This window comes from Pseudomonas kurunegalensis, assembly GCF_030291635.1.
Taxonomy (GTDB): domain Bacteria; phylum Pseudomonadota; class Gammaproteobacteria; order Pseudomonadales; family Pseudomonadaceae; genus Aquipseudomonas; species Aquipseudomonas monteilii.
On the sequence record NZ_CP127871.1, the window covers coordinates 1,401,515 to 1,426,395 of the forward strand.

The following is a 24,881-nucleotide window of genomic DNA, read 5'->3' on the forward strand; positions in this document are numbered from 1 at the left end:
GTGGCTTGAAGCTCGCAGCTTGTAGCTGTTTTCAGCCTTCTTCAGGCCAGAACCGCAGCGGTTTACCCTGGGCTGGCCAGAAGCGCATCTGCTCCACCGGCGACACATCCCAGCGCTGTACCGTTTCCAGTGCCTGCAAGAAGCGCTTTTCCTGCTCCATCAACGCTGGCGCGCACAGCTTGCGGGTCTTGCCGACCTTGCCGAAGCTCAGGTGCTCACCGTCCAGCGTGTACGGCGCAAACCAGTGGTTGCAACCGCCATTGCCGTAGGCGCGGCCGTCGCTGGCCAGGGTCAGGGTGAGGTGGCTGTAGTCGATCAGCGGGCGTTCGCCAATCCATTCCAGCACATAGCTGCGTTCCTGCTGCAGCTTCGAAGGTTCTGCGGCGCAGCCGAGCAGGCCGGTGGCAATCAGCACGCCGGTCAGCAGATTTTTCACTCGGCGCTCTCCTGGCAACGCGGGCACAGGTGTTTGTCGCCACGGCTGGCCCAACCCAGTTCGGCAATGCGCGCGCTGGCGGCGGGTTGGCGGGCTTGTTTGCCCAGCTTGGCGTCCACGGCAAACTCGAAGTCCAGCACGGCATCGCAGCTGTCGCACTCGACCTGCCAGGTGAGGATTTCCAGTTCGTTGAACACCGGGCCGCTGGCCACGGCAACCCACTGGCCGCGCGGATTGATCAGGTGACGCACGCTTTCCACGGTCAGGCGCATGGACAGGTCCTTGCTGCCTTTGAGGGTGACCAGCAGGGTGTCGCCTTTGTGCATCGAGCCGCCGTTGCCAGTGACCTGGTAGCGGCCTGGCACCAGTGCGCGGCACTCGATCAGGGTGTGTTGCGGGTTGAAAAGGGTGTAGCGGAAATCGTGCTCGACCATGGGTCCTCCAGAAATGCCGCGTATCCTAGCATTAACCCATCACCAGATTCTGTGGATTGCCAGCCGCCCAGCGGTTGATGTTGTCCAGCGTGGTCGCAGCGATGGCATCCAGCGCCTCGCGGGTGAGGAAGGCCTGGTGAGCCGTGATGATCACGTTGGGGAAGGTCAGCAGGCGCGCCAGCACATCGTCCTGCAGGGGCAGGTCGGAGCGGTCTTCGAAGAACAGCTGGGCTTCTTCTTCGTAGACATCCAGGCCCAGGTAGCCGAGTTGGCCGCTTTTCAGCGCATCGATCAGTGCCGGGGTGTCGACCAGCGCGCCACGGCCCGTGTTTATGAGCATGGCTCCGGGTTGGAGGTGGGCCAGGCTTTGTGCATTGATCAAGTGACGGGTGTGCTCGGTCAGCGGGCAGTGCAGGCTGATGATGCGGGCTTCGCGCAGCAACTCGGGCATGGTCAGGTAGCGTGCACCGAGGGCCAGCAGTTCCGGGTTGGGGTAGGGGTCGTAGGCCAGCAGTTGGCAGCCGAAACCGGCCATGATGCGGGCAAAGGCCGCGCCGATCTGGCCGGTGCCGACCACGCCGACGGTTTTGCCGTGCAGGTCGAAACCGGTGAGCCCGTGCAGGGTGAAATCACCTTCGCGGGTACGGTTATAGGCCCGGTGCAGGCGCCGGTTGAGGGCCAGGATCAACGCCACGGCGTGCTCGGCCACGGCGTGTGGCGAGTAGGCCGGCACGCGAACCACCGCAAGGCCCAGCCGCTGGGCCGCCGCGAGGTCGACGTGGTTGTAGCCGGCCGAACGCAGGGCGATCAGGCGTGTGCCACCGGCGGCCAGGCGCTGCAGCACCGGGGCGTCGAGTTCGTCATTGATGAAGGCACAGACGACTTCGTAGCCGCTGGCCAGGGCGGCGGTGTCGAGGGTCAGACGGGCAGGCTGGAAATGCAGCTCCAGGGTGCTGCCACTGGCGGCCCGGGTGAAGCTTTCCTGGTCGTAGTGCTGGCTGCTGAACAACAGGGCGCGCATGGTGGGGCTCCTTTGAGGTGCATGTCTTGGGTGGGGCGCTGCTTGTGAGATCGAGCGCCGCCCGCGCGGCGCTTCGCGGGGCAAGCTCGCTCCTACATCTGTTTCGGGCCAATTGCTCCTGTGGGATCAACGCGCGATCGCCTTGGCGTATGGCTCGATATCGCGTCGTACAAACAAGGCGGTCGCGCGCACTGGCGCAGGCGACACTGGCCCGAAACAGATGTAGGAGCGAGCTTGCTCGCGATGCGCCGCGCGGGCGGCGCTCGATCTCACAGGCGCCGAATCAATCAAGTCAGGCGCTCAATCTGGCCTGCGCCGCCAGCCGGCTGATCGCACCGTCCAGCTCATCCAGCGCCTGCTGTGCCTGCGGATTTTCCTGTTTGAGCAAGGTCTCGCTGCGCTGGCAGGCCGCGCGCAACTGCGGCACACCGCAATAGCGCGAGGCGCCGTTCAGGCGGTGTACCTGCTCGATCAGGCCATTGCGGTCGTCTGCCTCGCGGGCTGCACGAATGGCTTCGCGGTCTGCCTCCAGCGAAGCCAGCAGCATGCTCAGCATGTCGGCTGCCAGGTCCGCCTTGCCAGCCGCCAGGCGCAAGCCTTCTTCGGGGTCGAGTACCTTGAGCTCGTCGCTGTTGGCCAACAGCTCGGTTTGCGCCTGCTGCGGTGTGCCCAGGCTCAGGCCCGTCCATTTCATCACCACCTGGGCCAGTTGCCGTTCGCTGATAGGCTTGGTCAGGTAGTCGTCCATGCCGCCGTGCAGCAATGCGCGTTTTTCATTGGCCATGGCGTGGGCGGTAAGGGCAACGATCGGCAGCGGGTTGCCACTTTGGGTATTTTCCCAAAGCCGAATCTGCTCTGTGCAGGCGCGGCCATCCATGCCGGGCATCTGCACGTCCATCAGTATCAGGTCGAACGGTTCGTCCTGTACGGCCTTTACCGCGGCATAACCGTTGTCTACGGCCAGCACCTCGGCGCCCAGGTCTTCAAGCAGGGTCTGCACCAACAGCAAGTTGGCGGCATTGTCGTCGACGCACAGGATTTTCGGCTGCCGCTGGCCGTTGATGCTGTTCGCTTCGCCCAGCGGGCGGCGTGGCTGCACCAGCTCCAGCAGCAGACGACGCAGTTTGCGGGTGCAGGTCGGCTTGGACAGCAACTGGCCATGACCATTGGGCAGGAACGGGTGGTAAAGGGCTTGCTCGGTGGTCGGGCACAGCACCACGCATTGGCAGTGGTAGCGCTCAAGCTGCTGGTGGTAGTGGCCCAGTTGCTCGGGCGACAGGTTGCTCAGGTTGGCCCCGAGCACGGCGAACTCGAACGGCTGGCCGGCCTGGCTGGCAGCTTGCACCGCCTGCAGCAACTGGTCGTAGGAGGTGAACAGGCTGACACTGAGGCCGCAGTCTTCCAGTTGGTGTTCCAGCGCCTGACGGGCCAGCTCGTGGCCGTCGACGATGGCGGCGCGGCGGCCCAGCAGCGGCTGTAGCGCAAACGCCTCGACATCGTCGTGGGCTTTGGGCAGGTTGAGGCTGATCCAGAACTGCGACCCTTCGCCCGGGGTGCTGTCGACGCCGATTTCGCCGCCCATCTGCTCGATCAGGCGTTTGGAAATCACCAGCCCCAGGCCGGTGCCGCCGGGCTGGCGGGCCAGCGAGTTGTCGGCCTGGCTGAAGGCCTGGAACAGTGTACGTACATCCTGCGGCGACAGGCCGATACCGGTGTCCTGCACACTGATGCGCAGCTGTGCGCTGTCTTCGTGCTCGTCTTCGAGCATGGCGCGTACGACGATGGTGCCTTCGCGGGTGAACTTGATGGCGTTGCTGACCAGGTTGGTCAGGATCTGCTTGAGCCGCAGCGGGTCGCCGATCAACGAAGCGGGCGTGTCGCGATAGATCAGGCTGAGCAATTCCAGCTGCTTGGCGTGGGCGGCCGGCGCCAGGATGGTCAGCGTGTCCTGAACCAGGTCACGCAGGTTGAACGGGATGCTGTCGAGCACCAGTTTGCCGGCCTCGATCTTGGAGAAATCGAGGATCTCGTTGATGATCCCGAGCAAATTGTCGGCGGATTTCTCGATGGTGCTCAGGTAGTCCAGCTGGCGCGGCGTCATTTCGCTTTTTTGCAGCAGGTGGGTAAACCCCAGAATGCCATTGAGCGGGGTGCGGATCTCGTGGCTCATGTTGGCCAGGAACTCCGACTTGATGCGGCTGGCCTCAAGCGCCTCCTTGCGCGCCATGTCCAGCTCGATGTTCTGGATCTCGATGGTTTCGAGGTTCTGGCGCACATCCTCGGTGGCCTGGTCGATGCTGTGCTGCAGTTCTTCATGGGCATTTTGCAGGGTTTCGGCCATGCGGTTGATACCGCGTGCCAGTTCGTCCAGCTCATGGCTGCCCATGGTTGGCAGGCGTTCTTCCAGGTGGCCGTCCTTGAGCTGGTTGACCGCGTGCTTGATGCGCTCGATGGGGCCGTTGATGGTGCGGCTCATGCGCAGTGCCAGCAGGCCGCTGAGGGCCAGGCAGGCGAGGATCAGCAACAGGCTGGTGAACAGGTTGCGGTAACCGCGCAGGAGCGTGCCGTCGTGCGACAGCTCGATCTCGACCCATCCCAGCAGGCGCTCGGCCTCGGCCGGTACGGCATCGGTGGCCAGATCACGGTGGTGGCCGAACACTGGCATCAGGTAGCGGGTGGCGTCGTTGCCGCTGCGTTGCAGCAGCTGGGTGCCTGTGCCGCCGCTGGGCGGCTGGTTGAGCATGCTCGGGCCGGCGTGGGCCAGGCGTGTGCGGTCCGGGGCCAGGAAGGCGACGGCCCGTACATCGGACTGCTCCAGGGTTTGCGCGGCGATACGCTCCAGTTGCGCTGGCGCGAGCCGGGCCATGGCGGGGGCGGCCAGTGGCGCCAGTTGTTCGGCAATCATCTTGCCACGCTGCAACAGCTGGGTGCGCAGGTCGTTCTGTTGCAGCCAGGTGAAGTAACTGCCCAGCACCAGGGCCATCAGGCCGGCCGGCAGCAGTGCCAGCAGCAGGACCCGGCTGCGGATTCCCAAGCGATCGAGCACACTCGCCTCCTGTGATGTGCCTGGATGCCGTCAAGTGGTGACGGCCAAGCCGCGAAGTTACTCCGCCTGCGGCACCATTGCACCTCTTTAGTACGTGTTTTGCGCCATTGCCGGTGCATTGGTCGCAGGGCGGTTGCCTGGCAGGCAGTGGATGCTCAATAATTGCGCAATTGAGAATGCATGGCAGTTGCCAATGAATCCTGTAGCTATTCACAACTCCAATATCCTCGCCATCGAGGATGATCCGGTGCTCGGTGCCTACCTGCACGAAGAACTGCAACGCGGCGGCTTTCAGGTGACCTGGTGCCGCAATGGCCTGGAGGGCCTGGAGACGGCAGGGCGTCAGGTGTTCGATGTGGTGCTGATGGACATCCTGTTGCCCGGGCTCAATGGCCTCGAGGCGCTGGCACAGTTACGCAAGCGCAGCGCCACGCCAGTGATCCTGATGTCGGCGCTGGGTGCCGAGGCCGACCGTATCAGTGGTTTCCAGCGTGGGGCCGATGACTACCTGCCCAAGCCGTTCAGCATGGCCGAGTTGCAGGTGCGCATCGAGGCCATCCTGCGTCGGGTGGCCCTTGAGCGGCGTCATCAGGCGCCGCAGGAACAGGCCGGCGGCGGTGAGTTGCAGTTCGACGAGGGGCTGTGCGATGTGCGGCTCGATGGCCGCCTGGCAGGCCTTACACCCAGCGAATTCCGCCTGCTCGACATCCTCAACCGTAACCTCGATGACGTTCTGAGCAAGCCATTCCTTTACCAGCAGGTGTTGCAACGCGGCTATTCGCGGCATGACCGCAGCCTGGACATGCATGTCAGCCAGATCCGCCGCAAGCTCAAGGGCATCGGCTATGACGAGCGGCAGATCCGCACCGTGTGGGGCAAGGGCTATGTGCTCAGCGCCACCGAGGCGGAGTAAACCATGCTCGACCGCCATTCGTTGTTCTGGAAGCTGGCCATCTTGCTGGTGGGCTTCTGCCTGCTGATGATTGGCCTCAGTTATACCTGGGGCCGGCACATGGAAATCCAGAACGCTTTCCTCTCTGAGCCGGCGCGGCAAACGCTGCGTGGCTATGCCACCGAGGCCGAGCAGGCCTGGCGTAGCGGTGGGCGGGCGGGGCTGGACCAGTGGGTGGCGGCGATGCACCAGCGTGAACGGGGCTGGGTGGGTGTGCTGGATATCAACCTGCGGCCTCTCGACAGTGCCACCCTCAACCCGCAGATCATGCAGCGGCTGACGCGCCTGCGCGGGGTCGATTGGCCTATGAGCCGTCGCAGCGTCGACCAGCCTTGGGTGCGTGTACCGTTCCCGTCGGCGCCGGAGCAGGGCATGCTGGTGATCGAACTGCCGCAGCGGTTCAATCCGGACCAGTACCGCTTGCTGTGGCGCATCGTCACCAACGGCATCATCCCCGGCCTGTTCACCTTGCTGCTGTGCGTGGGCCTGTACCGCATGTTGATCGTGCCCCTGAACCAGCTCCGCGAACAGGCCAATGCCTGGCGTGCCGACCAGCTGTCGGCACGCCTGGACTCGCGCACCATCGCCCGGCATGACGAGTTGGGCGAGCTGGCCCGTGCCTTCGACCAGATGGCCGAGCGGCTGCAAGGCACGGTGGCCATGCAGCAGCAGTTGTTGCGCGACTTGTCGCATGAAATGCGCACGCCGCTGAGCCGGCTGCGGGTAGCCTGTGACGGTGAAACCGACTTGCAACGCCTGCGCGAGCGCCTGACCCGTGAAGTGGACGGCATGCAGCAACTGGTAGAAGACACCCTGCAGTTGGCCTGGCAGGACGCCGAACGTGCGCCGATGAACCTGGAGCCGATCGAAGTCCACGCGTTGTGGGAACTGCTGGCCGAGAATGCCAGCTACGAGAGCGGTTGGTCGCTTGAACGCTTGCGCTGTGAAGTGCCGGCCGACTGCTGGGTGCAAGGCAACCTCAACCACTTGGCCCAGGCACTGGAAAACATGTTGCGCAATGCCATTCGTCACTCGCCGGCCGAGGGTGTGGTGCGCCTGGGTGGGCAGCGCGAAGGCAGTTACTGGTGGTTGTGGCTGGAAGATGAAGGCGGCGGTGTGGCCGAAGAGGACCTGGAACGGATCTTTGCGCCGTTCTCGCGGCTGGACGGTTCGCGGCCGGGGGATGGTGGTTTTGGCTTGGGGCTGAGCATCGCCCGCAGTGCCATCCAGCGCCAGGGCGGCACTTTGTGGGCGCAGAATGGCAAGCGTGGGCTGCGGTTGTGGATGAGGTTGCCGATACATGTTGCAGCTCTGAAGTCTGCGCTGTCCGTGTAGGAGCGGCCTTGTGTCGCGATGGGGCGCGTAGCGGCCCCAGATTTCAGCTTCGCCGCCTATATTGCTGGGGCCGCTGTGCGGCCCATCGCGACACAAGGCCGCTCCTACAAAGGGCAAGCATGCAGGCTTGGGTTTATATATAGCTTGTAGCTATATCGACCACAGATTGCGTGATATGGCCGCGAAGGGTTTGCCGGTATGATAGGCGCCCCTGCCGTCCGGATTGTGAAATACGCCATGACCTTGCAGTACCCAACCATCGCCGATTGCGTCGGCAATACGCCACTGGTTCGCCTGCAGCGCATTGCTGGCGAAACCAGCAACACCCTCCTGCTCAAGCTCGAAGGTAACAATCCTGCCGGCTCGGTGAAGGACCGCCCTGCGCTGTCGATGATCACCCGCGCCGAGCTGCGTGGCCAGATCAAGCCCGGCGACACCTTGATCGAAGCCACCTCCGGCAACACAGGCATCGCCCTGGCGATGGCGGCGGCAATCAAGGGTTACAAGATGATCCTGATCATGCCCGACAATTCCACCGCCGAGCGTAAGGCCGCGATGACCGCCTACGGCGCCGAGCTGATTCTGGTGACCAAGGAAGAGGGCATGGAAGGTGCTCGCGACCTGGCCGAGAAGCTGCAGGCCGAAGGCCGCGGCCTGGTGCTCGACCAGTTCGCCAATGGCGACAACCCGATCGCCCACTACAACAGCACTGGCCCGGAAATCTGGCAGCAGACCCAAGGCACCATTACCCATTTCGTCAGCTCCATGGGCACCACCGGCACCATCATGGGCTGCTCGCAGTACCTCAAGGAGCAGAATCCGGCGGTGCAGATCATCGGCCTGCAGCCCATGGAAGGCTCGGCCATTCCAGGCATTCGCCGCTGGCCCGAGGAATACCTGCCGAAAATTTTCGACGCCACCCGCGTAGACCGCGTGGTCGACATGTCGCAGCAGGAAGCCGAAGACACCACCCGCCGCCTTGCCCGTGAAGAGGGCATTTTCTGCGGCGTGTCTTCCGGTGGTGCGGTTGCAGCCATGCTGCGCCTGTCCCGCGAGGTGGAAAATGCCGTGATGGTCGCGATCATCTGCGACCGCGGCGACCGTTACCTGTCCACCGGCCTGTTCGACCCGAGCTAAATGTCCAAGAAAAAAAGCAACAGCGGCCTGCGCTTTCAGCCGGCCGGCGGCAACCGTAGCCCCCAGGTCCCCGTGGGCAAGAAGCAGCGCCTGGATATCGAGCGCCTGGCCGGTGACGGCCGTGGCATTGCCTTCCTTGACGGGCGCACCTGGTTCGTCAGTGGCGCCCTGGCCGGTGAGGCCGTGGAGGCGCGCGTGCTCAATGCCCGTGGCAAAGTGGTCGAGGCCCGCCTGGAGCGTCTGCTACAGGCCAGCCCCGAGCGCCGCGAGGCGCCGTGCCGCTATTACGACCGCTGCGGAGGCTGCAACCTGCAGCACCTGCCGCACGAAGCGCAGCTGGCGCTCAAGCAGCGCACGCTGGCCGAACAGCTGCAGCGAGTGGCTGGCGTGCAACCCGAGGAATGGGCCGCACCGCTGAGCGGGCCGGAATTTGGCTACCGACGCCGTGCCCGCGTGGCCGTGCGCTGGGACGTCAAGGCGCGTCAGCTGGAGGTCGGCTTCCGTGCCGAAGCCAGCCAGGCCATCATCGCCATCGACGATTGCGCGGTGCTGGTACAGCCTTTGCAGTCGATTCTGCGCCACTTGCCGACGGTGCTGCGTTCGTTGAGCAAACCGCAGGCGCTGGGCCACGTGGAGCTGTTCAGTGGTACCGCCGAGGCGGTGCTGGTGCGGCATGTCGCGCCGCTGCCGGCAGAAGACCTGGCGAAACTGCAGGCGTTTTGCGAGCAGGCCAATGCCCAGCTGTGGTTGCAGGGTGAAGGTGAACCCGCGCCGGTGGACGCTACCGCACAACTGGGCTTTGCCCTGGCACCGTGGCAGCTGGAACTGGCCTGGCGCCCGGGCGACTTCGTACAGGTGAATGCCCAGGTCAACACGGCGATGATCGAGCAGGCCCTGGCCTGGCTCGCACCGCAGGCCGACGAACGTGTGCTGGACCTGTTCTGCGGCTTGGGCAACTTCGCCCTGCCGCTGGCCCGCCAGGCGCGCGAAGTGGTGGCTGTGGAAGGTGTACAGGCCATGGTCGATCGGGCCGCGGCCAATGCCCGAAACAACAATGTGCATAACGCACGGTTTTTTCAGGCCGATTTATCGCAGCCTTTGGCAGGCGCCGGATGGGCCGCCGAGGGCTTTTCTGCGGTACTCTTGGATCCACCGCGCGACGGTGCTTTCGAGGTGGTGCAAGGCATCGCACGCCTCCAGGCCAAACGGCTGGTCTACGTATCGTGCAACCCGGCCACGCTGGCGCGAGACGCCCAGGTGCTGGTCGGCCAGGGGTACCGGTTAAAAAGGGCCGGGATTCTCGACATGTTTCCTCAAACGGCGCATGTCGAGGCCATGGCGTTATTCGAAGCGGGCTAGCAGACTGGCCCCTTGGTGCGGCTTCCATGGAATGGCAGCCGCACGGTGATCGCCAGCGCACCCGCGTGGTGCGCTGTATGGAAAGGTAAAACAAAGATGGTACAGGTGAGAGTGCACCAGCCGGTCAACACCGACGGCAGTATCAATCTCGAAGCATGGTTGGACCATGTGGTAAGCGTCGATTCGGCACTGGATCGCGCAGCGCTGAAAGAGGCCTGCGAGTTTGCCCATGAGGTCGAGAAAAAGGGCAACCCGGCCAAGCATTCCTGGGCGGACGGTACGTCCAGCTTCCAGGCGGGTCTGGAGATCGCCGAAATCCTCGCCGACCTCAAGCTCGACCAGGACTCCCTGGTGGCAGCGGTCATTTACCGCTCGGTGCGCGAAGGCAAGGTCACCCTGGCTGAAGTCAGCCAACGTTTTGGCCCGGTGGTGTCGAAGCTGATCGACGGCGTGCTGCGCATGGCCGCCATCAGTGCCAGCCTCAGCCCACGGCAGTCGCTGGTGCTGGGCTCGCAGGCGCAGGTCGAGAACCTGCGCAAGATGCTCGTGGCCATGGTCGACGACGTGCGCGTGGCGCTGATCAAGCTGGCCGAGCGCACCTGCGCGATCCGTGCCGTCAAGGCTGCTGACGACGAGAAACGCCTGCGTGTCGCGCGCGAGGTGTTCGACATCTATGCGCCGCTGGCGCACCGCCTGGGTATCGGCCACATCAAGTGGGAGCTGGAAGACCTGTCTTTCCGCTACCTCGAACCCGACCAGTACAAGCAGATCGCCAAACTGCTGCACGAGCGCCGGCTGGACCGCGAGCGCTTCATCAGCGACGTGATGAACCAGTTGCAGAACGAGTTGCTGGCCACGGGCGTGAAGGCCGATATCAGCGGTCGGGCGAAACACATCTATTCGATCTGGCGCAAGATGCAACGCAAAGGCCTGGAATTCAGCCAGATCTACGACGTGCGTGCGGTGCGCGTGCTGGTGCCGGAAATCCGTGACTGCTACACCGCGTTGGGCATTGTGCACACGCTGTGGCGGCACATTCCCAAGGAGTTCGACGACTACATCGCCAACCCCAAGGAGAACGGCTATCGCTCGCTGCACACGGCAGTGATCGGCCCCGAGGGCAAGGTGCTGGAAGTGCAGATCCGTACCCACGGCATGCACGAAGAAGCCGAGCTCGGCGTATGCGCCCACTGGCGCTACAAGGGCACCGACGTCAAGCCGAGCTCCAACCACTACGAAGAGAAGATCTCCTGGCTGCGCCAGGTGCTGGAGTGGCACGAAGAGCTGGGTGACATCGGTGGCCTGGCCGAGCAGCTGCGCGTCGATATCGAGCCGGACCGGGTTTACGTGTTCACCCCGGACGGCCATGCCATCGACCTGCCCAAGGGTGCCACGCCGCTGGACTTCGCCTACCGCGTGCACACCGAAATCGGCCATAACTGCCGTGGCGCCAAGATCAACGGCCGTATCGTGCCGCTGAACTACAGCCTGCAGACCGGCGAGCAGGTCGAGATCATCACCAGCAAGCACGGTAACCCCAGCCGCGACTGGTTGAACTCCAACCTGGGCTATGTCACCACCTCGCGGGCGCGGGCCAAGATCGTGCACTGGTTCAAGCTGCAGGCGCGCGACCAGAACGTCGCCGCTGGCAAGACCTTGCTCGAACGTGAACTCAGCCGCCTGGGCCTGCCGCAGGTCGACTTCGAGCGCCTGGCCGAGAAAACCAACGTCAAGACCGCCGAGGACATGTTCGCCTCGCTGGGGGCGGGCGACCTGCGCCTGGCCCATCTGGTCAATGCTGCCCAGCAGTTGCTGGAACCCGAGCGTATCGAGCAGATCGAGCTGGTGCCGCGCAAGCCTACCGGCCCGCGTACTGGCAAGCGTGGCGATATCCAGATCCAGGGGGTCGGCAACCTGCTGACGCAGATGGCTGGCTGCTGCCAGCCGCTGCCGGGCGATGCCATTGTCGGCTACATCACCCAGGGCCGTGGCGTGAGCATCCACCGCCAGGACTGCGCCTCGGTGCTGCAACTGGCGGGCAAGGAGCCGGAGCGCATGATCCAGGTGAGCTGGGGGCCGATCCCGGTGCAGACCTACCCGGTCGACATCGTCATTCGTGCCTACGACCGCCCGGGCCTGCTGCGCGATGTTTCGCAGGTGCTGCTGAACGAGAAAATCAACGTGCTGGCGGTGAACACCCGCTCGAACAAGGAAGACAACACCGCGCTGATGTCGCTGACCATCGAGATTCCGGGCCTGGACGCGCTGGGGCGCCTGCTGGGGCGGATCTCGCAGTTGCCGAACATCATCGAGACGCGGCGTAATCGTACCCCTTGAGACCGCGGCGCCTGCTTCGCGGGTAAACCCGCTCCCACAGGTAACGTACAGATTTCAAAACCTGTATCCATCCTGTGGGAGCGGTTTTACCCGCGAAGAGGCCACCGCCGAAGGACCTGCCTACATGACCTACACCCTCGAAGACCTGCTGCACCTCATGGCCCGCCTGCGCGACCCGCAGTATGGTTGCCCATGGGACCTCAAGCAGAACTACGCGAGCATCGTCCCCCACACCCTCGAAGAGGCCTACGAAGTCGCCGACACCATCGAGCGCGGTGATTTCGAGCACCTGCAAGGTGAGCTGGGCGACTTGCTGTTCCAGGTGGTCTACTACAGCCAGCTGGCCCGGGAGGAGGGGCGTTTCGAGTTCGATGGCGTGGTCGACAGCATCACCCGCAAGCTGATTCGTCGCCACCCGCATGTATTCCCTACCGGCGAGCTTTATGCGCCGCTGGATACCCCCAGCCTGAGCGAGGCCCAGGTCAAGTCCCGTTGGGAGGAGATCAAGGCCGAGGAGCGGGCCGAGAAAAGCACGCCCGAGCAACTGTCGCTGCTCGATGACGTGCCGTCAGCCTTGCCGGCCCTGTCACGGGCAGCCAAACTGCAAAAGCGCGCGGCCACGGTCGGTTTCGACTGGCCGTCGGCATTGCCGGTGCTGGACAAGGTGCGCGAAGAACTGGACGAGGTGTTGCAGGCCATGGCCGACGGCGATGCCGATGCCCTGGAAGATGAAGTGGGCGACCTGCTGTTCGCCACCGTCAACCTGGCCCGCCACCTCAAGCATGACCCGGAAAACGCCCTGCGCCGCGCCAACCGCAAGTTCGAGCGACGTTTCCGTTTTATCGAACAGGCATTGCGCGACAGTGGTCGCCCCATTGAAGATTGTAACCTTGACGAACTGGACGCCCTTTGGGGTGAGGCCAAGCGTCAGGAAAAGAACCTGCCCAGCTGCGGCTGAGCTGTTGCATAAGTGAGTGAACATTCATGAGCCTTTCCCTTCGCGACCAATTGCTCAAAGCCGGTCTGGTCAACCAGAAACAGGTCTCGCAGACCAACAAAGCTGAAAAGAAACAGAAGCGCATGGAGCACAAAGGCCAGGTCGAAGTCGACGACAGCCAGCAGCGCATGGCCAAGGAAGCCATGGCCGAAAAGGTCAAGCGTGACCAGGAGCTGAATCGCCAGCAGCAGGAAAAGGCCGAGCAGAAGGCCCGTGCCGCCCAGATCAAGCAACTGATCGAAGCCACGCGCCTGCCCAAACTGAGCACCGAGGATTACTACAACTTCGTCGATGACAAGAAGGTCAAGCGCATTGCCGTCAATGCCTTGATGCGTACCAAGCTGAGTAACGGCGCGTTGGCCGTGGTGTCGCATGCCGGTGGCTACGAGGTCATCCCTCGCGAAGCGGCGGTGAAAATCCAGGAGCGCGACCCTGGCCGTATCCTGCTGCTCAATACCCATGTCGAGGAAACGGACGAAGATGACCCGTACGCCGCCTACAAGATCCCTGATGATCTGATGTGGTAAACACGAAAAACCCCGCCTTGGCGGGGTTTTTTATTTGAAGGCTGGGTCATTGCGTGGTGCGCTGGTTTTCCAGGTCTTCCAGCTCTACGCGGTACTGGTGCGCTTCGTGTTCGTTGTGGAACATCCCCACCAGTTGACCTTGTTGGTGCACATCCCAGATCCGCATGCCGGCGGCCAGGCTTTCGTGGGACATTTTCGATTCGTCGCGTTCGGTTACTTGGACAGTCATCGGTAAACTCCACTTCTTCAGTTGGCTGCGACAGTGTGTCGCACACCCTCTTTATAGAGTTTGTTAGCAGGCTAAGTAAATAAAACGGGCATGAAACAAGTTTCATGAAGGCCTGTGCCTTTGCACAAGGGCATAAAAAACCCCGCACTGGGCGGGGCTTCGGTTACTGCTTGCAGCGCTGGATCAGTTGCCTTTCACCGGCTTGCCATCGACCGTGCCATCTTGCAGCACGATCACGTACTCCTTGCCATCGGTCTCTACCTGGCGCAGTTGCACCAGCAGGTAGTCCCAGTTCTTGGCGAACCACAGCTCGGTGATGCGCTTGCTCTGGCTTGGATCGCGCACGCGCTCAACCTTCACCGCATCGACCTGGCCGGTCTTGGTGGTGACTTTTTCGGTGCCCAGCACGCGGAAGTCGTAGGTGTCGATCTCGTCACCATCAACCACCTGGTAGGTCATGCTTTTCTTGCCGGCGGCCACGTCATGCTGCAGGGCCAACTGGTAGGACGACTTGTCCAGCACGCCACGGTTCAGCGGCAGGCTGACGGCATCGCCACGGTCGCTGCCGGTGACTTTCTTGCCAGTCCAGTCGAAGTTCAGGTCGACCTTCTTGGCCTTGCCCAGGCCGCCGCGCTCGAAGTGGTACTTCTGCGGCAGCAGGGTGTCGTTTTCCATGCGCAGGGTGCTTTGCTCGGTCAGGCTGGCGATCATCATGGAGGCCTTGAAGTTAAGGTCCCAGGTACCATTGGCATTCTTGACCAGGCTGCGCTCGGCGGTGCCGCTCATGGGCAGCTGCTTCCAGTCGGCGGTGTAGCTGGCCGAGAAAGGCTTCAGATCAGCTGCCTGGAGGGGCAGGGCGAGCACGGCGAGAGCCAAAAGCAGGGCGCGACGCATAAATTCTCCTAGGATCGAATCAAGTGACCGCTGGCCGCCAGGGGCTGGCCATCCAGTAATGCACCCTGTTCGCCAAGGCGCAAGCGCTCTTCAGCGAACCAGCGCACCGCCAGCGGGTAGATCAGGTGTTCCTGACGGTGTACCCGTTGGGCCAGGCTTTCGACGGTGTCGTCAGACGCCACCGGTACCACAGCCTGTACGACCAGTGGGCCGCCATCGAGTTCCTCAGTCACGAAGTGTACGCTGCAGCCGTGCTCGGCGTCGCCTGCCTCCAGTGCCCGGCGGTGGGTATGCAGGCCCTTGTACTTGGGCAGCAGAGACGGGTGGATGTTAAGCAGACGGCCCTGGTAGTGGCGCACGAAGTCGCCACTGAGGATGCGCATGAAGCCGGCCAGCACCACCAGGTCTGGCGCAAAACCGTCGATGCGCGCAACCAGTGCGGCATCGAAGGCTTCACGGCCGTCGAACTGGGTGTGGTCGAGTACCACGCTGTCGATACCGGCCGCCGCGGCACGTTGCAGGCCGTAGGCATCGGCGCGGTTGGAAACCACCGCACGGATGCGCACCGGGCTGTCCTGGCCTTGGCAGCTGTCGATCAGGGCTTGCAGGTTGCTGCCGGAGCCCGACAGCAGTACCACTACATTGCAGGTCTTGCTCGGCATCAGTGTGCCTTGAGGTTCTGCAGCTCGACCTGGGCGGCGCCTTCGGCGGCTTCGGCGATGTGGCCGATGACCCACGGCTGCTCACCGGCGGCGCGCAGTTCGTTCAGCGCAGCTTCAACCTGGTCCTGGGCCACGCAGATGACCATGCCCACGCCGCAGTTCAGTACACGGTGCATTTCGTGCTCGTCGACGTTGCCTTTTTCCTGCAGGAAGTCGAACACCGCCGGACGCTGCCAGCTGGCCACGTCAACCACGGCCTGGGCGTTTTTCGGCAGTACGCGCGGGATGTTGTCCAGCAGGCCGCCACCGGTGATGTGGGCCATGGCCTTGACGGCGCCGGTGTTCTTGATCAGTTGCAGCAGCGGCTTGACGTAGATGCGGGTCGGCGCCATCAGCAGGTCGGTCAGCGGCTTGCCGTCCAGCTGGGTGTTCTCGATGTCGGTAGCGGACACTTCGAGGATTTTGCGGATCAGCGAGTAGCCGTTGGAGTGCGGGCCCGAGGATGGCAGGGCGATCAGGGCATCGCCAGTGGCAACCTTGGAGCCGTCGATGATCTCGGCCTTTTCCACCACGCCGACGCAGAAGCCGGCCAGGTCGTAGTCTTCGCCTTCGTACATGCCAGGCATTTCGGCGGTTTCACCACCGACCAGCGAGCAACCGGCCAGTTCGCAACCGGCGCCAATGCCGGTGACCACGGTGGCGGCCACGTCAACGTTCAGCTTGCCGGTGGCGTAGTAGTCGAGGAAGAACAACGGCTCGGCGCCGCACACCACCAGGTCGTTGACACACATGGCGACCAGGTCCTGGCCGATGCTGTCGTGCTTGTTCAGGTTCAGCGCCAGGCGCAGCTTGGTGCCGACGCCGTCGGTGCCGGAGACCAGCACCGGCTGCTTGTAGCCGGCCGGGATCTCGCAGAGGGCGCCGAAGCCACCCAGGCCACCCATGACTTCAGGGCGTGCGGTGCGTTTTGCCACGCCCTTGATGCGTTCGACCAGTGCTTCGCCGGCGTCGATGTCTACACCGGCGTCCTTGTAGCTCAGGGAGGGTTGCTTGCTCATTGATCCAGGCCTTTAGGAGGGAGGGATTCTTAAAAACGACCAAGACGGCCAAGGCCGGCGGGTAGGCGGCGGCTGCCTGAAACGTCAGTGGTCTGTGAAGGCGCGCGATTTTATCAGGGTTGCCGGGCAGCGGCCATCCTCAGGCCGACGGGCAGGGCGGTAAATTGTTGAAAAAGGGCTGAGGGTGGTTGATGCGGTTGCTTGTGTATAAGCTGCAAGTAGCGAGCTTCAAGCTGCAAGATAGTGCGGCTTCGCGCTCGGCCTGCTTTTTCTTGCGGCTTGAAGCTTGGTGCTTGAAGCTCGACTGGACAGGAATCCTCCATGCGTTTGTTCAATATTCTGGCGGTCGGCGGCCTGGCCCTGATATCGGTTGCAGCCCAGGCTGAAAATGTCGCCGGCCTGTATCAGGTGCGCGAGCCAATGGCCGGGCAGGGCGCCGAAGCCCGTACTGCCGCCACTGCCAAAGCCCTCGACACCTTGGTGCTGCGCCTGACCGGCGACCCCAAGGCAGTGCAAAGCCCGGCACTTGCCGAGTTGCGCAAAGACCCGCAGCAAATCATCAACCAGGTTGGCAGCGAGGCTGGCCCACCCGAGTCGGTGGTGGTCGAGTTCGACCCCGGTAGCACCGAGCGGGCCTTGCGCAAGGCCGGCCTGGCGCTGTGGGGCAGCAATCGGCCTTCGATTCTTGGCTGGTGGCTGAATGACAGTACCGAGGGCAGCAGCCTGGTCGGCGACGGCCAGGCCAGCGCCCAGCCCCTGCGCCGTGCCGCCCAGCACCGTGGCCTGCCGTTGCGCTTGCCGCTGGCCGACTTGCAGGAGCAACTGGTAGCCAATGCCAAGCAGATCGAAGCCAGCGACCCGGCACCTTTGCGTGAGGCCGCCGAGCGTTATGGCGCCGATGCCTTGCTGGCGGTGCATGCACAGGAAGCCGACGGCAAATGGCAGGGCAAGTGGCAGTTGTGGCTGGGCGACCAGCGTGAGCAAGGCACGGCCGAAGGGGGCGACCCGGCTGCCTTGGCTGACGCGGTCATGTTGGCGGTCAGCAGTCGCCTGGCGCCGCGTTATGTCACCCGTCCGGGTGCCAGTAGCCAGATGCAGGTACAGGTGCAGGGGATGAACCTGCAGCGCTATGCCGAGCTTGCCCGTGTGCTCGAACCCTATGGCCCACGCCTGCAAATGGCTGAAGGTACCACCCTGACCTATGGCGTGACCGGCAACCGCGAACAGCTGCGTGCCCAACTCGGCCTGGCCAAGTTGCAGGAGCTGCCCGCAGAACAGGTGCCGGTAGCGCCCGCCACGCCAGCACCGGCAGCCGGTGAGCAACCTGCGCCGGCCCAACCTGCACCCAAGCCGTTCGACGGCTTGCGTTTTCGCTGGTAAGGGGAGCATGCCGTGACTGACGTTCGTCGCTGGATCTGGCTGGGCGCTGCCCTGCTGGTCGCTGTGCTGCTTTATAGCTTGCACAACATTCTTACCCCGTTTCTGGTCGGCATCCTGCTGGCCTACCTGGCCGACCCGCTGGTTGACCGCCTGGAGCGTCTGGGGCTGTCGCGCACCTGGGGCGTTGTGGTGGTGTTCGGCCTGTTCACCCTGCTGTTGCTGGCCCTGCTGCTGGTGCTGGTGCCGATGCTTGCCAAGCAGCTGGTGCGCTTGTACGAGCTGGCGCCACAAATGCTCGACTGGCTTGAGCATGTTGCGTTGCCTTGGGTGCAGAGCCGCTTGGGCCTGGCTGATGGCTTCTGGAAGTTCGACAAGATCAAGGCTGCCATCGCTGGCCACATGGGCCAGACCACCGACATCGTCGGCATGCTGCTGTCGCATGCCACGGCCTCGAGCCTGGCGCTGATGGCCTGGCTGGCCAACATGGTGCTGATTCCGGTGGTGGGCTTTTACCTGCTGCGTGACTGGGACCTGATGATGGCCAAGCTGCGCAGCCTGCTGCCACGCCAGCGTGAGCCGCAGGTGGTCGGGTTGGCGGGCGAATGCCACGAAGTGCTAGGGGCATTCGTGCGTGGGCAACTGATGGTGATGCTGGCCTTGGGCGTCATCTATTCGGCCGGGCTGATGCTGGTCGGACTGGAACTGGGCCTGCTCATCGGTATGCTCGCAGGGTTGGCCGCCATCGTGCCCTACATGGGCTTCATCATAGGTATCGGTGCGGCCTTGGTGGCGGGGTTGTTCCAGTTTGGGGGCGACCTGTATCCGATGCTGGGCATCGTCGCGGTATTCATGGTCGGGCAGGCGCTCGAAGGCATGGTGTTGACGCCGCTGCTGGTAGGGGACCGAATCGGCCTGCACCCGGTAGCGGTGATCTTTGCCATCCTGGCCGGTGGCGAACTGTTCGGCTTTACCGGGGTGCTGCTGGCGCTGCCGGTGGCGGCCGTGATCATGGTGCTGCTGCGGCATGTGCATGACATGTACAAGGAATCGGACATGTATGCCGGGGATATCGACCCGCAGTTGTGATGTTGGGGTTGCGATGCAGCCCCGACTTAGCGCAACTTGTTGATTTTGCTTGTGCTATCTGTTGCTGTGATTGTGCGGCCCGCCTTGCGGGTATAGACTTTGCAACATTGTTCACCAAAGGCCCCCTGCGGTCCTGCTGACCGCCCGCGAGCATGAAACCACCGATCCAGTTGCCCCTGGGTGTGCGCCTGCGCGATGACGCCACCTTCATCAACTACTATCCGGGCGCCAATGCTGCGGCATTGGGCTACGTCGAGCGGCTATGCGAAGCCGACGCCGGCTGGACCGAGAGCCTTATCTACCTGTGGGGCAAGCAGGGTGTTGGCCGTAGCCACCTGCTGCAGGCTGCCACCCACCGCTTCCAGCAACGCGGCGAACCTGCTGTCTATCTGCCATTGGCGCAGCTGCTCGATCGCGGCGTAGAACTGCTTGACTACCTGGCCCAGTACGAACTGGTATGCATCGACGACTTGCACGTGATTGCCGGCAAGGCGGACTGGGAAGAGGCCATGTTCCACTTGTTCAACCGCCTGCGTGACAGTGGCCGGCGCTTGCTGCTGGCCGCCTCGGCATCCCCGCGCGAATTGCCGATCAAGTTGCCGGACTTGAAGTCGCGGCTGACCCTGGCCCTGGTGTTCCAGATGCGTGGTTTGTCTGACGAAGACAAGCTGCGAGCCCTGCAACTGCGTGCTTCGCGCCGCGGCCTGCACCTCACCGACGAAGTCGGCCACTTCATCCTCACCCGCGGTGCGCGCAGCATGAGCGCGCTGTTCGACCTGCTGGAGCGCCTCGACCAGGCCTCGCTGCAGGCACAACGCAAGCTCACCATTCCGTTCCTCAAGGAAACCCTCGGCTGGTAACCCCCTGAAAACGCTGGGCCAGAGCGGCAAAACAAAAAAGTCACATCTTTTTCGATAAAATTTGCAAATGGCCATGATAGAGGGCATAGTTTCACCCTTCTAAAGGATTACAGACACGGTCGTGCCCATGCTAAAGCGCTTCGCACCCCTCGTGCCACTCGCACTCGTGACCCTGCTTTTTGGCTGCGCGGCCCAAGGCCCGGCTTCTCAGCCTCAGGATCACACCCCGGTCGCCGCACAATCGGTGATCAAGGCTAAAGCTTCGTCCTCGTCGGTGTTCGGCGAACCGGAAGAGCTGGCCACTGAAGATGACCTGGAGGCCTTCTCCAGCAACAGCAAGCCCTACCAGCTGCCAGTGCTGGCGGACAGTATTCTCGAACGCGGCATGTCGTTGATCGGCACTCGCTACCGCTTCGGTGGTACCTCGGAAAAGTCCGGTTTCGACTGTAGCGGTTTCATCGGCTATCTGTTCCGCGAAGAGGCGGGCATGACCCTGCCACGTTCTACGCGTGAAATGATCAACGTCGATGCCCCGAAAGTGGCGCGCAACAAGCTCAAGCCGGGTGACCTGCTGTTCTTCAGCACCAACGGTCGCGGCCGTGTCAGCCATGCCGGCATCTACTTGGGTGACAACCAGTTCATCCACTCCAGCAGCCGCCGCAGCGGTGGCGTGCGCATCGACAGCCTCGGTGACCGCTATTGGAGCAAGACCTTCATCGAAGCCAAGCGTGCCTTGGCCATGGCGCCGACCAACATCGCGCGCAACTGATGGCAAAATGCTGTACCCTGCCACGGCGGCGATGCTTTGAAAAAAGCTCGCCGCCGTGCGTATTTACAGAAAGCGTCTAATCTAAATTCTCAACTCTTTTTGGCTGCGGCGCAGCAATCTCAGACAGGATGTTCTGGCCATGGTAAAGATGGCGCGCTTCGCATTTCTCTCCCTGGCAGCCTTGCTGGCTGCCTGCTCCAGTCGCGCTCCAGCGCCGGCCCCTGTGGTTCAGCCGCAGGTTTCCTACAGCCAGCCAAGCCCTTCGCCGATTGCCGATGACGTATTGATCCGTGCCATTGGCCTGGTGGGTACGCCCTACCGTTGGGGTGGCAATACGCCGGACTCCGGCTTCGACTGCAGTGGCCTGATCAAGTATGTATACCGTGATGCTGCCGGCATCAGCCTGCCGCGTTCGACGCGGGAGATGATCGTCATGCGCGCACCTACGGTGGATGCCAGGTCGCTGCAGTCCGGTGACCTGGTGTTCTTTGCTACCAGTGGTGGCTCGCAGGTCAGCCATGCCGGTATCTATGTTGGCGAAGGGCGCTTTGTGCATGCACCCTCGACAGGCGGAACGGTGCGCCTGGACTACCTTTCCAACAGCTATTGGGCCAAGGCGTACTTGCAGGCCAAGCGGGTGATTCCGCAAGGGCACCTGGCGCAGAACCCCTGATGTAGCGCACAACGTCAGTAGCGATGGTGGCGCTGCTGCACGGTCATTTTTGCCCCTGCTACGGCCGGTGGCATACATCTACCACTCCAGGCTGCCTTGGGTGCGCAAGCATGCTCGCCCGATTGCCAAGGCTTGGAGTGGTGCATGAACACCATCAAAGAAAGAGTACTTCACGGGCTGGAGGCGGTTGACGCTGGCCGTCCTCTGGTTGGCCTGATAGACCAGATTCTGGGCGATTACCCAGACCTTTACTCGCTGGCGAGCCAGCATGCTGCACAGATCGTGCGCAAGCACACCGGCAAATCGATGGATCCCCGGTTTGTCTGGTGGCATCAGTTCAATACGTCAAGTTCCAGCCCCCGGACATTCACCGGGTGGCAGCACAGTGGGCCGCCGCAGAAGTCGATGGTGTTGACGGAGCTGGTGCTTGAGCGCTTTGACCTGTATTTCCAGGACGCCAGTGACGAGCTCGACCAGCGCGGTGGCTTCTATCTGCAAGGGCCCCATGCCATGGCCTTTGACGAACGCAATGAAGTGCGGATGCTGGGTAGCGAGGTGCAGAAGGATTTATGGGCGCTGGATTTCGCAGTGCTGTACCGCGAACAGGTCGAGCGCTTCTGGTTGGCCAACGGCGAGCATTTTTCTGCGCTGGCCAAAATCAACGTATTAGGGCAGGGCGCGGCGGCACGGCGTGATGGCCGGATCACCGCACTGGATTGGCAGCGCCTGCACCCGCTGATCTCTGCAACCCTGACGGTGGGGCAATTGCCGACGCTTGACCAGTTGCAGCAAACCGGCAACAGCACGCTGACGGCGAACCGCTACGCATTTGTCGAGGGTGATCGGGGCTGCCTTTATAGCCTGCACGCACCTGATGGTCGGGTAATGGCGTACATGCCGTGGGCTGAAGAGTCGCTCAGGGGGTTTGATTCGGAACTGGCAATGGCCAGCTGGGTGCGGGCGCAGTTGCAGGTACCGAACAAGCTGGAGGCATTTGTAGTTAGCGCGCACAGCAACCCCCGGGATCGCTCGGTCAACCAGTTGGTCAGGGTGCATCTGCAGGGCATTGCCGACAGCCGGTCAGATCAGGCCGGGCTGCTTGCCCTGTCGTTGTTCAAGCGCCCGCTCAATGGCGATCTGTTTGCCTGGCTGGCCAGCCAGGCCGCTGCGGAAATGCGCCGTAACGGGCAATTGCTGCAGGACAACGCCAGTTTGCGCAAGGCGATGTGCAACGGCTACCTGTCGGCGTTTCTGAGCGTGTTTGGCGGGCTTGCGCCATTGGGTTGGCCTATCTCCTTGATCCTGCTCGGCGCTAGCCTCGGCAAGGTAGCGCTCGATGTGGATGATGCCCTTCACGCCTCCACTGAGCAGGAGCGCAAGGCCGCGCTGCGCGCCGCGATGATCGAGAGCGTGTTCGCGACCTTCAACCTGGTGGATATTGCATTTGCGACCAGCTTTGCCTCGCTGGCGTATGAGGTACCGCCTCACGAGAGCAGCGCCAAACTCGTGGATTGGCATCCGGTGCAGACGCCTACCTTGGCTGTGGAGGGGCAGGAAAGCAATGTGTTGCTCGCGGGCGAGATAGTGCAGAGTGGGCGTTTGCGTGGCATACAGGTCAACCCGGATGGCAGTTGCTGGATCAACCTCAATGGCCTTGTCTACCGGGTGCGTTATAGCCACGGGCTGGGCGTGTGGCTGGTGGTGCCGGCTGACAATATCTTTGCCTTTGGCCCGCTGCAGCCAGTACGGCTGAATGCGGCAGGCGAATGGGAGCTGTTGGCGCCTCCCCGTTTGCTCGGTGGTAGGCCATTGGCCACGGAGGGTGTGCCCAGCACACCTTCACCGTTCTGGGACGCCTATACGTCCATCGATGAAGGCCAAAGCACGCGGCTGGCCGAGGTTGCCCTGGCGCGCCAGAAGGCGTTGCTGGAGAAATGGCCGGTAGCCGAGTTGCCGCGCGGGCAGGCGCCGGGTGTGGACGAGCGAGGGCTGGACTGCGTGATGGTGGGGGGGCGGCCCTACTACTCCTACCGCTATGGCCATGAATACTTCAATGCGCTGATCGAGTGGTACACCAGCAACGAGTCGACTGTGAACGATGTCTTCCGTGCCGGGCGATATCAGTACGGCGACGAAGACAGCTACATCAACGACCTGGCCGATAGCCTGGGGCAGCTGCCCAAAAGTAATGCGGCCACCTTGTACCGTGGTGGGCATCGCTCGCGCGGCACCAGTGGTGAACACTTTCGCAATGGCCACTTGCGAGTGGGGGACGTACTGGTCAACACCGACCTGACTTCATTTACCGAGAACCCCTACAAAGTCACAGAGTTTGCCTGCCTTCCGTTTGCCCAGGCGCCGGGTGGATTGCCAGGTCTGTTCGATGGCAGTTCGGTGATCTTTGAGTTGCCGGCGGGGCGATATCGTGGGGCGGTGCCGATCAGTGCGTTTTCCATTTACTGGAAGGAGGGCGAAACGTTGTTTCTGCCGGGTAACTATTTCCGCATCGAGGTGTTGGAGCAGGTGTATGGCGAGCATTACCGCTTTATCAAGGTGACGCTGGGGCAGACCAGCAAGCCCGCTTCGGGGCAGGTATACGACCTGCGCACGGGGCTGCCGTTTGATGAGCCTGCCTATCGGGCGCAGTTCCATACCCCGACATTGGCGCAGCGCTTCTTCCCGGGCTGATACACGCCTTCAGGCTTGCTTGATGAGCAGTGCTACACCGGGGAAATACTGCCCCAGCTCGTTGTGCAACTTTCGGTAGGCGTAGGGGAAATACCAGGCGATGGCGCAAGCAGTGTGCTTTTGCAGGTCGTCGACCAGGTCCTGAAGCTCTTCCGGGCTGGCGTGTTGGCCGGCCTTCCACGGGCTGACAAACAATGCCCCGGCCTTCAGTTGGCTAGGGTAGGCAACCTGGCGGGCGAGGGTGGCGGTTTGCTGCAAGGCGGCTGCCATGTCAAGGCGGGCGAACTTTGGCCAGCGCTGGCTGACACTGAGGTACAGCGCCTCGGTGGCACTGCTGATCGAAAGGTCGCAGCGCCCTTCGTTTTCGCCGTCGTCTCGCTGCTTCTTGCCGGCAAACTGCTGCAGCGCCGCCAGTTCCGCTTGCCAGGCCGCCGCTGCCAGCAGCCCGGCGTTGGCTCCCGCACCGTGCCAGTATGGGGCTTCGGCATCGCCGGCAAACCGGTGGAAGCGGTCGATACAGTCGACCCAGCGTTCCAGCACGGGCCTGATGAACTCAAGGTTTTCGTTGTTGATGATCTGGCCTCGCATGCTGCGCTCTCCTGTTGTAATTGTGGTCGCGTACAGTTGTGAGTGATGGCTATGTGATATCAGTGTGGCACAGGCTGGCGAATTGGCCATGCATTACAGTCCTGCCCGTTCCTCCTGTGGCGCCCGCTTCGATTGACGCTCCGGGTACAACCCTCTAACCTTCGCGCGTGTTTCAGGTGCCCTGCCAGCCTCGACTGGGCAGGGTGAAACTGGGAAGCCGGTGGGCGCCAGCATGGCGCGATTCCGGCGCTGCCCCCGCAACGGTAGGTGAGTCGCGGCCGCGCAGGGCCACTGGGTACAGGTACCCGGGAAGGCGCGCAGGCCCGGGCCAAAGCCCGCTCACAAGCCCGGAGACCGGCCTGTTACTGCCAACGGCATCACGGAGGGTGATGCGCGGTGCACCGTGGCGCCCT

22 protein-coding genes and 1 riboswitch are annotated in these 24,881 nt (G+C 62.9%); of the genes, 13 read left to right on the forward strand and 9 right to left on the reverse strand.

Features of this window, described 5'->3' with window-relative positions; translation table 11 throughout:
- Positions 1 to 31 precede the first annotated feature (31 nt).
- The 4 genes from QQ992_RS06315 to QQ992_RS06330 all read right to left on the reverse strand — a co-directional run bounded on the left by QQ992_RS06315 (position 32) and on the right by QQ992_RS06330 (position 4,937).
- Positions 32 to 436: an META domain-containing protein gene (locus tag QQ992_RS06315; protein ID WP_016715450.1), complete on the reverse strand. Its 405-nt coding sequence runs from the start codon at positions 434 to 436 to the stop codon at positions 32 to 34.
- A complete protein-coding gene (locus QQ992_RS06320; protein WP_060501873.1) occupies positions 433 to 870 on the reverse strand; it encodes a hypothetical protein in 438 nt (145 codons plus the stop codon). The genes QQ992_RS06315 and QQ992_RS06320 overlap by 4 nt, the downstream gene beginning before the upstream one ends.
- A 31-nt stretch (positions 871 to 901) precedes the next feature.
- Positions 902 to 1,891 (reverse strand): 2-hydroxyacid dehydrogenase, encoded by a 990-nt coding sequence (locus QQ992_RS06325; RefSeq protein WP_274082466.1) that lies wholly within the window; start codon positions 1,889 to 1,891, stop codon positions 902 to 904.
- A 292-nt stretch (positions 1,892 to 2,183) separates the two neighbouring features.
- Complete coding sequence (locus QQ992_RS06330) at positions 2,184 to 4,937, reverse strand: response regulator (RefSeq protein ID WP_286112639.1); 2,754 nt, start codon at positions 4,935 to 4,937, stop codon at positions 2,184 to 2,186.
- A 193-nt stretch (positions 4,938 to 5,130) separates the two neighbouring features.
- Here QQ992_RS06330 and QQ992_RS06335 point away from each other — a divergent pair, with 193 nt between their 5' ends.
- The 7 genes from QQ992_RS06335 (at position 5,131) to QQ992_RS06365 (ending at position 13,581) form a co-directional block, all read left to right on the forward strand.
- On the forward strand, positions 5,131 to 5,850 hold the full coding sequence (locus QQ992_RS06335; RefSeq protein WP_060501868.1) for a response regulator transcription factor: 720 nt from the start codon (positions 5,131 to 5,133) through the stop codon (positions 5,848 to 5,850).
- A gap of 3 nt (positions 5,851 to 5,853) precedes the next feature.
- Positions 5,854 to 7,224 carry a sensor histidine kinase gene (locus QQ992_RS06340; protein WP_286112641.1) on the forward strand — a complete coding sequence of 457 codons (1,371 nt, stop codon included), beginning with the start codon at positions 5,854 to 5,856 and terminating at the stop codon, positions 7,222 to 7,224.
- Between the two features lie 237 nt (positions 7,225 to 7,461).
- A complete protein-coding gene (cysM, locus tag QQ992_RS06345; RefSeq protein WP_025754883.1) occupies positions 7,462 to 8,361 on the forward strand; it encodes a cysteine synthase CysM in 900 nt (299 codons plus the stop codon).
- Positions 8,362 to 9,720: a 23S rRNA (uracil(1939)-C(5))-methyltransferase RlmD gene (gene rlmD / locus QQ992_RS06350; protein WP_286112642.1), complete on the forward strand. Its 1,359-nt coding sequence runs from the start codon at positions 8,362 to 8,364 to the stop codon at positions 9,718 to 9,720.
- Between the two features lie 96 nt (positions 9,721 to 9,816).
- Positions 9,817 to 12,057, forward strand: a complete 2,241-nt coding sequence (gene relA, locus QQ992_RS06355) for a GTP diphosphokinase (RefSeq protein ID WP_016715458.1) — start codon at positions 9,817 to 9,819, stop codon at positions 12,055 to 12,057.
- 124 nt (positions 12,058 to 12,181) lie between these two features.
- The gene (mazG, locus tag QQ992_RS06360) at positions 12,182 to 13,015 is read left to right on the forward strand and encodes a nucleoside triphosphate pyrophosphohydrolase (RefSeq protein ID WP_060501859.1); all 834 of its coding nucleotides are present in this window, start codon (positions 12,182 to 12,184) and stop codon (positions 13,013 to 13,015) included.
- Between the two features lie 26 nt (positions 13,016 to 13,041).
- Complete coding sequence (locus QQ992_RS06365) at positions 13,042 to 13,581, forward strand: DUF2058 domain-containing protein (protein WP_286112644.1); 540 nt, start codon at positions 13,042 to 13,044, stop codon at positions 13,579 to 13,581.
- A 46-nt stretch (positions 13,582 to 13,627) separates the two neighbouring features.
- On the opposite strand, the gene QQ992_RS06370 is transcribed toward QQ992_RS06365, so the two are convergent.
- The 4 genes from QQ992_RS06370 to purM all read right to left on the reverse strand — a co-directional run bounded on the left by QQ992_RS06370 (position 13,628) and on the right by purM (position 16,424).
- The gene (locus QQ992_RS06370) at positions 13,628 to 13,810 is read right to left on the reverse strand and encodes a hypothetical protein (protein ID WP_016715461.1); all 183 of its coding nucleotides are present in this window, start codon (positions 13,808 to 13,810) and stop codon (positions 13,628 to 13,630) included.
- Between the two features lie 183 nt (positions 13,811 to 13,993).
- On the reverse strand, positions 13,994 to 14,704 hold the full coding sequence (locus QQ992_RS06375; RefSeq protein WP_016715462.1) for a DUF3108 domain-containing protein: 711 nt from the start codon (positions 14,702 to 14,704) through the stop codon (positions 13,994 to 13,996).
- Positions 14,705 to 14,712: 8 nt separating this feature from the next.
- Entirely contained in the window at positions 14,713 to 15,366 is a 654-nt protein-coding gene (gene purN / locus QQ992_RS06380) for a phosphoribosylglycinamide formyltransferase (protein ID WP_286112645.1), read from the reverse strand.
- Complete coding sequence (gene purM / locus QQ992_RS06385) at positions 15,366 to 16,424, reverse strand: phosphoribosylformylglycinamidine cyclo-ligase (RefSeq protein ID WP_003252437.1); 1,059 nt, start codon at positions 16,422 to 16,424, stop codon at positions 15,366 to 15,368. Before purM ends, purN begins: the two co-directional genes overlap by 1 nt.
- 321 nt (positions 16,425 to 16,745) lie before the next feature.
- On the opposite strand from purM, the gene QQ992_RS06390 reads away from it, so the two are divergent.
- The 6 genes from QQ992_RS06390 (at position 16,746) to QQ992_RS06415 (ending at position 23,880) form a co-directional block, all read left to right on the forward strand.
- Positions 16,746 to 17,804: a DUF2066 domain-containing protein gene (locus QQ992_RS06390; protein ID WP_286112647.1), complete on the forward strand. Its 1,059-nt coding sequence runs from the start codon at positions 16,746 to 16,748 to the stop codon at positions 17,802 to 17,804.
- Between the two features lie 12 nt (positions 17,805 to 17,816).
- Positions 17,817 to 18,890, forward strand: a complete 1,074-nt coding sequence (locus QQ992_RS06395; protein WP_019099297.1) for an AI-2E family transporter — start codon at positions 17,817 to 17,819, stop codon at positions 18,888 to 18,890.
- Positions 18,891 to 19,042: 152 nt separating this feature from the next.
- Positions 19,043 to 19,750 (forward strand): DnaA regulatory inactivator Hda, encoded by a 708-nt coding sequence (gene hda, locus QQ992_RS06400; protein ID WP_003252443.1) that lies wholly within the window; start codon positions 19,043 to 19,045, stop codon positions 19,748 to 19,750.
- A 127-nt stretch (positions 19,751 to 19,877) separates the two neighbouring features.
- The gene (locus QQ992_RS06405) at positions 19,878 to 20,519 is read left to right on the forward strand and encodes a C40 family peptidase (RefSeq protein WP_286112648.1); all 642 of its coding nucleotides are present in this window, start codon (positions 19,878 to 19,880) and stop codon (positions 20,517 to 20,519) included.
- Between the two features lie 139 nt (positions 20,520 to 20,658).
- On the forward strand, positions 20,659 to 21,192 hold the full coding sequence (locus tag QQ992_RS06410; RefSeq protein WP_119371059.1) for a C40 family peptidase: 534 nt from the start codon (positions 20,659 to 20,661) through the stop codon (positions 21,190 to 21,192).
- Between the two features lie 144 nt (positions 21,193 to 21,336).
- Complete coding sequence (locus QQ992_RS06415; protein ID WP_286112649.1) at positions 21,337 to 23,880, forward strand: dermonecrotic toxin domain-containing protein; 2,544 nt, start codon at positions 21,337 to 21,339, stop codon at positions 23,878 to 23,880.
- A gap of 9 nt (positions 23,881 to 23,889) precedes the next feature.
- Here QQ992_RS06415 and QQ992_RS06420 read toward each other — a convergent pair whose 3' ends face one another.
- Complete coding sequence (locus QQ992_RS06420) at positions 23,890 to 24,468, reverse strand: hypothetical protein (protein ID WP_286112650.1); 579 nt, start codon at positions 24,466 to 24,468, stop codon at positions 23,890 to 23,892.
- A gap of 157 nt (positions 24,469 to 24,625) precedes the next feature.
- Positions 24,626 to 24,845: riboswitch (cobalamin riboswitch) on the forward strand.
- The last annotated feature ends 36 nt before the right edge of the window (positions 24,846 to 24,881 follow it).